At 65.1% G+C, this 12,371-nt stretch carries 13 protein-coding genes; 4 read left to right on the forward strand and 9 right to left on the reverse strand.

Features of this window, described 5'->3' with window-relative positions; genetic code table 11:
• From AC56DV_RS13395 to AC56DV_RS13410, 4 genes are all read left to right on the forward strand, one after another.
• Positions 1-4,176, forward strand: coding sequence for an SNF2-related protein (locus AC56DV_RS13395; RefSeq protein WP_496314783.1), 4,176 nt, complete (start codon positions 1-3; stop codon positions 4,174-4,176).
• A 10-nt stretch (positions 4,177-4,186) separates the two neighbouring features.
• Complete coding sequence (locus tag AC56DV_RS13400; RefSeq protein WP_496314784.1) at positions 4,187-4,672, forward strand: hypothetical protein; 486 nt, start codon at positions 4,187-4,189, stop codon at positions 4,670-4,672.
• A gap of 120 nt (positions 4,673-4,792) precedes the next feature.
• Positions 4,793-6,700, forward strand: a complete 1,908-nt coding sequence (locus tag AC56DV_RS13405) for a DUF885 domain-containing protein (RefSeq protein ID WP_496314785.1) — start codon at positions 4,793-4,795, stop codon at positions 6,698-6,700.
• Between the two features lie 96 nt (positions 6,701-6,796).
• A complete protein-coding gene (locus tag AC56DV_RS13410; RefSeq protein WP_496314786.1) occupies positions 6,797-7,264 on the forward strand; it encodes a CCDC90 family protein in 468 nt (155 codons plus the stop codon).
• On the opposite strand, the gene tatC is transcribed toward AC56DV_RS13410, so the two are convergent.
• From tatC to hisH, 9 genes are all read right to left on the reverse strand, one after another.
• The gene (gene tatC, locus AC56DV_RS13415) at positions 7,261-8,016 is read right to left on the reverse strand and encodes a twin-arginine translocase subunit TatC (protein WP_496314787.1); all 756 of its coding nucleotides are present in this window, start codon (positions 8,014-8,016) and stop codon (positions 7,261-7,263) included. The two genes, AC56DV_RS13410 and tatC, sit on opposite strands and share 4 nt — an antisense overlap.
• A complete protein-coding gene (tatB, locus tag AC56DV_RS13420; RefSeq protein ID WP_496314788.1) occupies positions 8,016-8,507 on the reverse strand; it encodes a Sec-independent protein translocase protein TatB in 492 nt (163 codons plus the stop codon). The genes tatC and tatB overlap by 1 nt, the downstream gene beginning before the upstream one ends.
• 21 nt (positions 8,508-8,528) lie before the next feature.
• Positions 8,529-8,768 carry a Sec-independent protein translocase subunit TatA gene (gene tatA, locus AC56DV_RS13425; RefSeq protein WP_496315627.1) on the reverse strand — a complete coding sequence of 80 codons (240 nt, stop codon included), beginning with the start codon at positions 8,766-8,768 and terminating at the stop codon, positions 8,529-8,531.
• 140 nt (positions 8,769-8,908) lie between these two features.
• Complete coding sequence (locus tag AC56DV_RS13430; RefSeq protein WP_496314789.1) at positions 8,909-9,280, reverse strand: histidine triad nucleotide-binding protein; 372 nt, start codon at positions 9,278-9,280, stop codon at positions 8,909-8,911.
• Between the two features lie 15 nt (positions 9,281-9,295).
• Positions 9,296-9,634, reverse strand: a complete 339-nt coding sequence (locus AC56DV_RS13435; RefSeq protein ID WP_496314790.1) for a phosphoribosyl-ATP diphosphatase — start codon at positions 9,632-9,634, stop codon at positions 9,296-9,298.
• Positions 9,631-10,068, reverse strand: a complete 438-nt coding sequence (hisI, locus tag AC56DV_RS13440) for a phosphoribosyl-AMP cyclohydrolase (RefSeq protein WP_057154315.1) — start codon at positions 10,066-10,068, stop codon at positions 9,631-9,633. The genes AC56DV_RS13435 and hisI overlap by 4 nt, the downstream gene beginning before the upstream one ends.
• Positions 10,069-10,101: 33 nt before the next feature.
• The gene (hisF, locus tag AC56DV_RS13445; protein ID WP_496314791.1) at positions 10,102-10,863 is read right to left on the reverse strand and encodes an imidazole glycerol phosphate synthase subunit HisF; all 762 of its coding nucleotides are present in this window, start codon (positions 10,861-10,863) and stop codon (positions 10,102-10,104) included.
• A 7-nt stretch (positions 10,864-10,870) separates the two neighbouring features.
• Positions 10,871-11,650: a 1-(5-phosphoribosyl)-5-[(5-phosphoribosylamino)methylideneamino]imidazole-4-carboxamide isomerase gene (gene hisA, locus AC56DV_RS13450; RefSeq protein WP_496314792.1), complete on the reverse strand. Its 780-nt coding sequence runs from the start codon at positions 11,648-11,650 to the stop codon at positions 10,871-10,873.
• Positions 11,651-11,703: 53 nt separating this feature from the next.
• Positions 11,704-12,342: an imidazole glycerol phosphate synthase subunit HisH gene (gene hisH / locus AC56DV_RS13455; RefSeq protein WP_496314793.1), complete on the reverse strand. Its 639-nt coding sequence runs from the start codon at positions 12,340-12,342 to the stop codon at positions 11,704-11,706.
• Positions 12,343-12,371: the final 29 nt, after the last annotated feature.

Consider the following 12,371-nt stretch of genomic DNA (forward strand, 5'->3'; position numbering starts at 1 on the left):
ATGACGGACCAGCAACTGCTCGCGGAATTCGAGGCGCTCAGCCTCGACGAAAAAATGATACTGGCGCTGCTCGCCCTGATCGGCGACGCCACCGGCCGCACGGCCATCCTGGACCTGATGAACAAGGCCGGCGTGCGCGACGCGCGCGGCTTCATGTTCAACGTGGACACGCTGGACGAGCCGCTGCGCAAGCTGGAACGCCTGGCCTTCACCACCGTGGTCACCGCGCGCGGCTACATCTGCAACGCCAAGCTGCGCTGGCCGGCGATCCGCGCGGCCATCGGCGCGCACCTGCTGGGCGACCTGTGCACCGCCTACGAAACGCTGAACCCGATGCGCCAGGGCTGGAACGGCGCGCTGGAAGCGCGCAGCTACCGCCAGGCCGTGGCACGGCTGCGCATGGCGCTGCTGCGTGGCCAGGCGCCGCAGCAGGTGCTGCCGCTGCTGCAGGCCTGCATGGTGTGCTACGAAGCGGCGCAGCTGCATCCGGTGGTGGACATTTTCACCAGGCCGCTGGAAGCGGGCATGCTGATCCTGGTGCACCCGCTGCTGGTGGACGACGTGTTCACCTTGCTGCTGCAGCACTGCCAGCGCGACCCGTCGCTGGCGCCCACGGTGCGCGGCCTGACCGGGCGCCACGTGCAGCGCCGCCTGGCCAAGAACGAATACATCACAGAAACCTTCCGCATGGCGCTGGCCGAAGACGCCATCCTGTGCGGGGAGCTGAAGCAGGCCGTGGTCTACCTGGAGGGCCTGGACGGCGCGCTGCCGCAATTCCTGCTGAGCGTGATCCTGCTGCTGCGCGGCGAACTGGATAAATCGCTGCAGGGATTCGAAGCGGCGTTGAAATCGCTGCGGCGCGAGTCGGGCAAGCGCAAGCTGCTGTTCCAGGGCATGGGCGGCCACCTGTACGTGCTGGCCATGCTGCGCAGCGCCGATCCGAAAATGCAGAAGGCGGCCGAGAGCTACCTGGAGCTGGCCATCCACGCGCAGGCCAACCCGGACAGCGCGGTGTACGCGCAACTGAGCATGCTGCGCCAGATCCGCGCCGGCACCATGCAGACCGACGTGGTGCTGTCGCGCACATGGGAAACGGCAATGCAGCCGCAGATGTTCCAGGCGCTGCTGTGGTTCTGGCTGGCGCTGCCGCAGCTGGAGGGCAAGCGCGAACAGCTGCACGCGCTGGTGCAGCAAGCCGAAACGCTGGGCTATAAATTCATCGCCGCGCAGACCGCCAGCCTGCTGGGCCACCACGGCGACGCCGACATGGCTACCCACGCCGCCGCGCTGCGCGAGCGCGGCGGCTTCGTCGACATGAGCAGCTGGTTCGAGCGGCAGGAAGCCTGGCAGCGCCAGCTCTCCGCCCTGATCAACCTGCAGCAGGGCGTGCCGGAAACGGCCAGCGGCGAAGCGCGGCTGGTGTGGATGATCACGTTCGATGCGCGCCACGGCATCACCGAGATCGAACCGCGCGAGCAGAAGCGCGACGCCAAGGGCGCCTGGGGCAAGGGGCGTCCGCTGGCGTTGAAGCGTTTGCGCGAGGACGCGGCGCAGATGGAGTTCCTGACGCCGCAGGACATCCGCATCAGCAGCACCATCTCGCCTTCGCGCCAGGCTTATTCGTCCGGCCTGCGCTACGACATCGACCATGAACAGGCCGCGCTCGCGCTGGTTGGCCATCCGCACGCCTACTGGCTGGAAGCGCCGGACACGCGCGTGGAACTGCTGGCCGGCACGCCGGAGCTGCTGATACGCAAAAAGAGCAGCGACCCGCGCGGCGACCTGCGCCTGACCCTGCAGCCGGCGCTGACCGACCTCAACGCCAGCGTGATGGTGGTGCGCGAAACGCCGACCCGCCTGCGCGTGGTGAGCATCGAAGACGAGCACCGGCGCATCGCCGCCATCGTCGGCGACGGCCTGGAAGTGCCGGCCAGCGCGGAGGAGCAGGTGCTGCAGGCCATCGGCGCGGTGTCCTCGCTGGTGACGGTGCAGTCGGACATCGGCGGCAGCACCGGCAACGCGGAGCAGGTGGAGGCGGACACGCGTCTGCACGTGCACCTGCTGCCCTACCAGCAGGGCCTCAAAATGCAGATCATGGTGCGCCCGCTGGCGGGCGGCGCCTATTACACGCCGGGCAGCGGCGCCGAGAGCATGAGCGCGGAAGTGGACGGCAAGCCGGTGCAGACGCGCCGCAGCCTGAGCGGCGAACGCGACGCGGAGCGGCGCCTGGTCGGCAAGTGCCTGGTGCTGGAACAGGCCGAGCAGGAGCACGGCGAATGGCTGCTGGGCCAGCCCGCGCTGTGCCTGCAGCTGCTGTCGGAACTGCAGGAACTGGCGCCGGAATTCGTGGTGGTGGCGTGGCCGGAGGGCGAGAAATTCCGCGTCACCCAGCGCATCGGCGGCAAGCAATTCCGCCTGAATATCAAGACCGAGAAGGACTGGTTCGCGGCCAGCGGCCAGCTGCAGGTGGACGAGAACCAGGTGATGGATTTGCGCGCGCTGCTGGAGATGATGCAGGCCAACAAGAGCCGCTTCGTGGAGCTGGGGAACAACCAGTACCTGGCGCTGACCGAGGAGCTGCACCGCCGCCTGCACGAGCTGCAGGCCTATGGCGACATCAGCGCGGACGGCATCCGCATCCATCCGCTGGCCGCGTTCGCGCTGGAGGACCTGGCGGCGGAAGCGGGCGAAGTCGATGCCGACCCGGCCTGGCGCGACCATTTGAAACGCATGGAGGCCAGCACCGCGTTCACGCCGCAGGTGCCGAGCACCCTGCAGGCCGAGCTGCGCGACTACCAGCGCGACGGCTACGACTGGCTGGCGCGCCTGGCGCATTGGGGCGTGGGCGCCTGCCTGGCCGACGATATGGGCCTGGGCAAAACGCTGCAGGCGCTGGCGCTGATCCTGTCGCGCGCGCCGCAGGGGCCGACCCTGGTGATCGCGCCGACCTCGGTGTGCCTGAACTGGGTGAGCGAGGCGGCGCGCTTCGCGCCCACGCTGAACGTGAAGGTATTCGGCAGCGGCGACCGGGCCGGGATGATATCGGAGGCGGGCGCCTTCGACCTGGTGGTGTGCAGCTACGGCCTGCTGCAGCAGGAGGCCGAGCGCTTCGCCGCGAAGCAGTGGCACACCATCGTGCTGGACGAGGCGCAGGCCATCAAGAACGGCGCCACCAAGCGCTCGCAGGCCGTGATGGCGCTGAAAGGCGAGTTCCGCATGGTGGCCACCGGCACGCCGCTGGAAAACCACCTGGGCGAGCTGTGGAACCTGTTCCGCTTCATCAATCCGGGCCTGCTGGGCAGCATCGAGCAGTTCAGCCTGCGCTTCGCGGGGCCGATCGAGAAGCCGCAGGACCACCGCGCCGAAGTGGGCGCGCGCAACCGCCTGCGGCGCCTGATCGGCCCCTTCATCCTGCGCCGCACCAAGACCCAGGTGCTGACCGAGCTGCCGCCGCGCACCGAGATCGTGCTGGAAGTGGACCTGTCGCAGGAAGAGACGGCGCTGTACGAATCGCTGCGGCGCGAGGCGCTGGAGAACCTGGCGACGGTGGAAGGCCCGGCCGAGAAGAAGTCGATCCAGATCCTGGCCGAGATCATGAAGCTGCGCCGCGCGTGCTGCAACCCGAACCTGGTGGCGCCGGGCCTGAAGCTGCCGAGCAGCAAGCTGGCCGCGTTCGCCCACCTGCTGTCCGGCCTGCTGGAAAACCGCCACAAGGTGCTGGTGTTCAGCCAGTTCGTGGACCACCTGACGCTGATCCGCGAGCACCTGGAGCGCGAGGGCGTGGCCTACCAGTACCTGGACGGCAGCACGCCCATGGCCGCGCGCAAGCAGCGCGTGGACGCCTTCCAGGCCGGCGAGGGCGATGTCTTCCTCATCAGCCTGAAGGCGGGCGGCATGGGCATCAACCTGACGGCGGCCGACTACGTGATCCACATGGACCCGTGGTGGAACCCGGCGGTGGAAGACCAGGCCTCGGACCGCGCGCACCGCATGGGCCAGCTGCGCCCGGTGACCATCTACCGCCTGGTGGCCCGCCATACTATCGAAGAGGGCATCGTCGACCTGCACCAGCACAAGCGCGACCTGGCCGACAGCCTGCTCGACGGCAGCGACATGGCGGCCCGCATGTCGGCCGGCGAGATGCTGGCGATGCTGCAGGAAGGCCTCAAACTTTAAGGACAAGAACATGGAAGAAGACAACGCATCCCGCCCGGAAGGCCACGGCACGCTGCTGTGCGTGAAATCCTGGACCGCCTACCTGAACACCATCCTGCTCGCGCTGCTGCTGTTCGGCTTCGCGCTGCCGCTGGCGTTCCGCTACAGCGAGCTGATTGCCGCCGGCGTGATGGTGTTCGCGGTGGTGGTGGTGGGCTACCGCATCCTGGCGATCCGCAGCGTGCAGCTGTACTACGACGACGTGGGCGTGTGGCTGTACTCCGGCATCCTGCCCTGGTCCAAGGGCGTGCAGGGCGTGAAATGGCGCGACATGGACGAGGCCACGTTTGTGCAATCCTTCTTCAGCTGGCTGTTCCGCTCCTATTCGATCCGCATCGGCCACCGCTACACCAAGGGCAGCGAGATCCTGCTGACGCGCATGGCCAACGGCAAGGACGCGGTGGCCAAACTGAACGCCCGCCACCAGGAACTGATCCGCAACAACGCGGTCAACTGACGTGTAGCGGCATGTAACAGGCTGCGCAAGCAGCCTGAATAGTGATAATCTCCCACGCTGCATCTGTGCGCCGGGCCTGTCTGGCCGGGCGCCCGCATTACTTTGAGGGTTGAAATTCACATGATCAGAACCAAAATCGCGCTGGCCGCAGTCCTGGCCTGCCTCGCGCTGACGCCGGCCAGCGCCGCCAACGCGCCGCAGAAGGCCAAGTCCAGCAAGACCGTCAAGTCGTCCAAGTCCAAGTCCGGCCCCAAGTCCGGCGGAAAAAGCAGCAAAAGCGCCGCCAAGAAGTCCGGCAAGGGTGCGGCCGCCGCAGCCGCCGCCACGCCGATGATCAAGCAGGCGCCGTCCGAGCGCAGCCAGGACCGCCGCATGGACGCGCTGTCCACCCAGTTCCTGGGCGCGCTGTGGAAAATCGATCCCGAGACCGCGATCTCGGTGGGCAAATACGACACCGCCGCCAGCATGACCATCCCGGACGCGGCCACCCGCGCCAGCCAGCTGGCCTTCATCGACGACTGGCTGGGCCGCTTCGCCAAGACCGACGCGCGCCAGCTGTCCGCCAAGCAGCGCACCGACCTGGAGCTGCTGGTCAACAAGCTCAATTCGGACCGCTGGTACCTGACCACCTTCCGCGAATTCGAATGGAATCCGGCGCTGTACAACATCGCCAGCCCGATCGACTTCATCCTCAACACGGAATACGCGGCCAAGCCGCAGCGCCTGCGCACCCTGCTCAAGCGCATCGCCGGCGTGCCGGCCTATTACGACGCGGCGCGCGCCAACATCAGCAACCCGACGCGCGAGCACACGCAGCTGGCCATCGCGCAAGCGCCGGGCGTGATCGGACTGCTGGCGGACCTGGACAAGGAAGCGCAGGCGTCGATCCTGTCGCCGATGGAAAAGCAGCTGTTCGCGCAGCGCGTGAGCCAGGCGAAAATGGCGGTGGACGGCTATGCCGCCTGGCTGGGTGAGCTGGACAAGACCATGGCGCAGAACGGCGGCGGGCGCTCCTTCCGCATCGGCAAGGAGCTGTACGAGGCCAAGTTCGCCTTCGACATCCAGGCCGGCAGCAGCGGCGAGCAGACTTACCACAAGGCGCTGGCGGCGCGCGAGCAGCTGCTGGCGAATATGGACCGGCTGTCCGACGAGCTGTGGCCGAAATACATGAGCGGCACCGCCAAGCCGGCCGACCGCACCGCGAAGATCGGCCTGATGATCGATACGCTGTCGGCCAACCACGTGAAGCGTGAGGATTTCTTCCCCGAGATCCGGCGCCAGATTCCGGTGCTGCAGGACTGGGTGATCCAGAAGAACCTGCTGACGCTGGACCCGAACAAGCCGCTGCAGGTGCGCGAAACGCCGGCCTACCAGCGCGGCGTGGCAGGCGCCAGCATCGAGGCGCCGGGGCCGTACCGTCCGCAGGATCGCACCTACTACAACGTGACGCCGCTGGACGGCGTATCGGCCGAGCAGGCCGAGAGCAGCCTGCGCGAGTACAACCACTGGATCCTGCAGATCCTCAACATCCACGAGGCGATTCCGGGCCACTACGCGCAGCTGGTGTATGCCAACAAGTCGCCGTCGATCGTGAAGTCGATCTTCGGCAACGGCGCCATGGTGGAGGGCTGGGCGGTGTACGGCGAGCGCATGATGCTGGAGTCCGGCTACGGCGACAACGCGCCGGAGATGTGGCTGATGTACTCGAAGTGGAACCTGCGCAGCGTGACCAACACCATCCTCGACTACAGCGTCCACGTGCTGGGCATGCAGGAAGCCGAGGCGATCGATCTGCTGACGCGGCAGGCCTTCCAGACGCAGCGCGAAGCGGCCGAGAAATGGCGCCGGGCGCAGCTGTCGTCGGTGCAGCTGGCCAGCTATTTCAGCGGCTACAGCGAGATCATGGAATTGCGCGAAGAGCGCAAACAGGCGCTGGGCAGCAAGTTCGTGCTGAAGGAGTTCAACGAGAAGTTCCTCAGCTACGGCAGCGCGCCGGTGCGCGTGATCCGCGAACTGATGACGCAGTAAGCTCTTTGCGCGGCCTCAAGGGGCTGCGTGCGCGACCGGGTACGATGGGGACGGGGGCTTTGCCCCCGTTCTGCTACTATGAACCTGGGAGCGATCATGACCATGCCTATCCGGATTGACACCCTGAAATATGCGCAGTTGCTGAAGGAAAGTGGTTTGTCCGCAGAGCAGGCTGAGCTGCAAGCCGAGGCGCTCGGCACCGTGCTCAACGAATGCCACGTCGCCGTCGAGTCCGACCTCGTGATCCAACGCAGCGACCTGCTGGCCCGGATGGACCTGTTGAAACAGGAACTTTACGACCGAATGGATCTGCTCAAGCAGGAAGTCTTTGACCGAATGGATCTGCTCAAGCAGGAAATTTACGGCAAGATGGACCTGCTCAAGCAGGAAATTTACGGCAAGATGGACCTGCTCAAGCAAGAAATTTACAGCAGGATCGATGCCTTGGAGCTGAGGCTTGATGCCCTGGAGCGGAGGATAGCCGGCCTCGAAACCAGATTATATCTGCTGTTCGGCATCCAGTTCGTGGTGGATGCCGTGATCCTGTTCAAGCTCTTTGCTTAAACCGGTTCTTCCGGCGCCTGCGTCGCCTTGACGAAGATCGGCGCCACCAGCAGGCCCAGCTCGAACAGCAGCCACATCGGGATCGCCAGCGAGAACTGGCTGACCACGTCCGGCGGCGTGACGATGGCGGCAATCACGAAGGCGCCCACGATCACGTAGGGCCGCACTTCCTTCAGCTTGGCCACCGAGACGATCCCCATGCGCACCAGCACCACCACCACCACCGGCACCTCGAAGGTGGCGCCGAAGGCCAGGCACATGGACATGACGAAATCGAGATAGTTCTCGATATCCGGCGTCACCGCGATCGACGACGGCGAAAAGTCGGAAATGAAGTGGAACACGCGGCCGAACACGAAGAAGTAACAGAACGCCACGCCGGCCGCGAACAGCAGCGAGGACGAGATCACCAGCGGCGCGATCAGGCGTTTCTCGTGCGCGTACAAGCCCGGCGCGATAAAGGCCCACAGCTGGTACAGCACCCACGGCAAGGACAGGATGAAGGCCAGCAGCAAGGTCACCTTCATCGGCACCAGGAAGGGCGAAATCACGCCGGTGGCGATCATCTTCGAGCCGGTGGGCAGCGAAGCGAGCATGGGCGCGGCGATGATGTCGTAGATGGCCGCCGGGCCCGGCCAGAACATCAGCGCGGCGCACACGATGGCGATACCGATCGAGGCTTTGACCAGGCGGTCGCGCAACTCGATCAGGTGGGAGATGAAAGTCTCCTCGACCGGGGTTTGTTCACTCATTAGTAAAACGATGCAGGAGGTTTGCTGCTGGGGCGGAAGCGCGCGACCCGCGCGGCGCCGGACGTGACATGCATGCGCGTGCCGTGCTGCTGCTTGTACCAGGCCGGCAGCGCCGAGGTGCGCACCAGGCGCTTGCGGCGGAATTCCTTGGCCTTGCGCGCCAGGTGCTCGGTGCTGGGCGGCACTTGCGCGTAATCGTGGCTTGGACTGTCCTGCCAGGCGTTCTGCACCTCGGCCACACTGTCCGAGATGGACTGCTCCACGCCCTGCTTGATCGACTGCGCGGTCTCCTGCACTTCCTTCTGCAGGTTGCGCAACTCCTCCAGTTCGATTTCGCGGCTGACTTCGGATTTCACATCATGCAGGTAACGCTGGGCGCGACCGTACAGCGTCCCGACCATGCGCGCCACCTTGGGCAGCTTTTCCGGACCGATGACGATCAGCGCGACCACGCCGATGATGGCAAGTTTGGAGAGACCGAGATCGATCATAAGCGCCTTAGCTGCAACGCATTACAGCTTGTTTTTCTCTTTGGCTTCCACGTCGATGGTGGACTTGTCGGCCACCTGCTGGGTGCTGGCCGGCGTGCCCGGGGCAGCCTTGTTCTCTTCTTCGCCGCCCTTCACGCCATCCTTGAAGCCTTTGACGGCCTTGCCCACGTCCGAGCCGATATTGCCCAGTTTTTTGGTGCCGAAGACCAGCATGATAATTACCAGTACCACCAGCCAGTGCCAGATGCTCATCGAACCCATCATATTCCCCTTGCGGAACGCAACGCGCCCCAAAAAATTGCGGTTAGTGCGGACAGTATACGCGAAGCGCGCCTGTCATGTGCTTGTCATGAAGTAGTAGCAAGATTTATTGCTACCGTAACAGCTCGTTGCCGACCGGATCAGCGCTCGTGGCGCCACGGGTGCGGGCCGCCGATCACGTGCAGGTGCAGGTGGTAGATTTCCTGGCCGCCATCCGGGCCGCTGTTGATCACGGTCTTGTAGCCGCGCAGCGGCGCGCCGTCCTCGTCGTAGGCCACGGCCACGCCGTGCTCTTCGGCCAGGCGGGGGGCCAGCGCCAGCATCTTGCCCAGCAACGGCGCGTGGCCGGCGCTGCAGTCCGACAGGGTGCCGATGTGGATCTTGGGGATCACCAGCAGGTGCACGGGCGCATGCGGGTGGATGTCCTTGAAGGCAAGCAATTCCTCGTCTTCGTAGACAATGGTCGATGGAATTTGTTTCTTCGCAATTTTGCAGAACAGGCAGTTTTCCACAACAACTCCAGTAGATTATTCTTTACGGGACGCTTTTTCCTCGATGCCGGAAACGCCTTCGCGCCGGCCCAGCTCGTCCAGCACCTGTTGCGGCGTTAAACCGAACTGGGCCAGCATCACCATCGAATGGAACCACAAGTCGGCGCATTCGTACAGTACTTTGGAGGTATCGCCGCCGTGGCGCGCGTCTTTCGAGGCCATCACGAACTCGGTGGCCTCCTCGCCGACCTTTTTCAGGATGGCGTCGTCGCCCTTGGCGAACAGCTTGGCCACGTAAGACGTGGCCGGGTCGCCGCCGTTGGCGGGCTTGCGCGACTCGATGGTGGCCGCCACGCGGTCCAGGATGGTGCTCATTTGCTTTTCGCTTCCGTATAAATCGTGTCCGGGTCTTTCAGCACCGGCTCACGGGCCTGCCAGTCGCCTTCCTTGGCGTCGCCGTCGAACTTGTTGAAGAAGCAGGAATGGCGGCCGGTGTGGCAGGCGATGCCGCCGGCCTGTTCGATCTTCAGCAGCACCACGTCCTCGTCGCAGTCGAGGCGGATTTCCAGCACCTTCTGCACGTGGCCCGATTCCTCGCCCTTGTGCCACAGCTTCTTGCGCGAGCGGCTCCAGTACACCGCCTCGCCCAGCTCCACCGTTTTATACAGGGCGTCGCGGTTCATCCAGGCGAACATCAGCACGTCGTTGCTGCCCGCCTCCTGCGCGATCACCGGCACCAGGCCGTGTTCGTCCCACTTGATCTTGTTCAGCCACTTGGCCTTCGCCACGCTGGGCGTCTGGGTCGGCATCATGATAGGTTCCTTATGTTCTGGACACAGGCTTCAGGTCAGGCGCATCGGAATGCCCTGCTGCGCCATGAAACGCTTGGCTTCCTGCACGGTATGCTGGCCATAGTGGAAAATGCTGGCCGCCAGCACCGCGTCCGCGCGGCCCAGCTTGATGCCGTCCGCCAGGTCCTGCAGGCCGCCCACGCCGCCCGAGGCGATCACCGGGATGCCCACCGCGTCCGAGACGGCGCGGGTCAGGCCCAGGTCGAAGCCGGACTTGGTGCCGTCGCGGTCCATGCTGGTGAGCAGCAGTTCGCCGGCGCCCAGCGATTCCATTTTCCTGGCCCACTCGACCGCGTCCAGGCCGGTGGCCTTGCGGCCGCCGTGCGTGAACACTTCCCAGCGGCCCGGCTGCACCTGCTTGGCGTCGATCGCCACCACGATGCACTGCGAACCGTGCTTCTGCGAGGCGTCGAACACCAGTTGCGGATTGGTCACGGCCGAGGTGTTCATGCTGACCTTGTCGGCGCCGGCGTTGAGCAGGCGGCGCACATCGGCCACCTCGCGCACGCCGCCGCCCACGGTCAGCGGAATGAAGACCTGCGACGCCACCGCCTCGATGATGTCGAGGATCAGGCCGCGGTTGTCGGAGGACGCGGTGATGTCGAGGAAGGTCAGTTCGTCGGCGCCCTGCTCGTCGTAGCGGCGGGCGATTTCCACCGGGTCGCCGGCGTCGCGCAGCTCGGTGAAGTTGACGCCTTTGACGACGCGGCCGTCGGTCACGTCCAGGCAAGGGATGATGCGTTTTGCAAGCATGGTGGGATCAGTCTTCCAGACTGCCTTCCGTCAGTTCGTCGGCGCGCAGTTGCGCCTCGTTCAGGTCGAGCGTGCCTTCGTAGATCGAGCGGCCGCAGATCACGCCTTCGATGCCTTCGTCCTGCACCGCGCACAGCGCTTCCACGTCGGAAATGTTGTGCAGGCCGCCGGAGGCGATCACAGGGATTTTCACCGCCTGCGCCAGTTTCACGGTCGCTTCGATGTTCACGCCGCCCATCATGCCGTCGCGGCCGATGTCGGTGTAGATGATAGCTTCCACGCCGTAGGCTTCGAATTTCTGCGCCAGGTCGATCACCTCGTGGCCCGACATCTTGCTCCAGCCGTCGGTGGCGACCTTGCCGTCCTTGGCGTCCAGGCCGACGATGATGTGGCCGGGGAAGGCGCCGCAGGCGTCGTGCAGGAAGCCCGGGCTCTTCACGGCGGCGGTGCCGATGATGACGTAGGTGATGCCGGCGTCCAGGTAGCGCTCGATGGTGTCGAGATCGCGGATGCCGCCGCCCAGCTGCACGGGGATCTCGTCGATGTCGTTTTCCTCGGCGAAGTCCTGCACGGCTTTCAGGATGGCCTTGATGGCGCCTTCGTTTTTCGGCTTGCCGGCGAAAGCGCCGTTCAGGTCCACCAGGTGCAGGCGGCGCGCGCCCTGCTTCAGCCAGTGCAGGGCCATGTCGGCCGGGTCTTCGGAGAATACGGTGGCAAGTTCCATATCGCCTTGCTTCAGGCGTACGCAGTGACCGTCTTTCAGGTCGATGGCAGGAATGAGCAGCATAGTAGGTTTGAGTTGAAAGTTTAGGGTTGCCGAAGATGACAGGATGACTTTGCTTACGGTTGCCAATGCACGAAATTCTTGTACAGCTGCAGGCCCACGGCGGCGCTCTTCTCCGGGTGGAACTGGGTGGCGAACACGTTGTCGCGCGCCACGGCGCAGCAGAACGGCGTGCCGTACACGGTTTCGCCCACGCTGTGCGCTGGGTCGCCCGGCTGCACGTAGTAGCTGTGCACAAAATAAAAATAACTGTTGTCCGGAATGCCGGCCCACATGGGGTGGGACGCGCGCTGGCGCACCTGGTTCCAGCCCATCTGCGGCACCTTGAAGCGCGAACCGTCTTCCTGCAGCTGGCCGTCCAGCTGGAAGCGCACCACCTTGCCCGGCAACAAGCCCAGGCCCAGCGCGCCGCCCTCTTCCGACGAGTCGAACAGCATCTGTTCGCCGATGCACACGCCCATCAGCGGCTTGCTTTCCGCCGCGCGCAGCAGCGCGTCCTGCACGCCGGACTCGCGCAGGCTGCGCATGCAGTCCGGCATGGCGCCCTGGCCGGGCAGCACGATGCGGTCGGCATGCTCGATGTCGGCCACTTGCCCGGAAATGACGATATCGGCTTCCGGCGCCACGGCGCGCAGGGCTTGCGCCACCGAGCGCAGGTTGCCCATGCCGTAATCCACAACAACAATTTTCTTCATAGTGCCATTCAAGCAGAGACAGCGCGTCC

This window comes from Massilia sp. BGA-UO-ETr-WB1 (genome assembly GCF_059567845.1).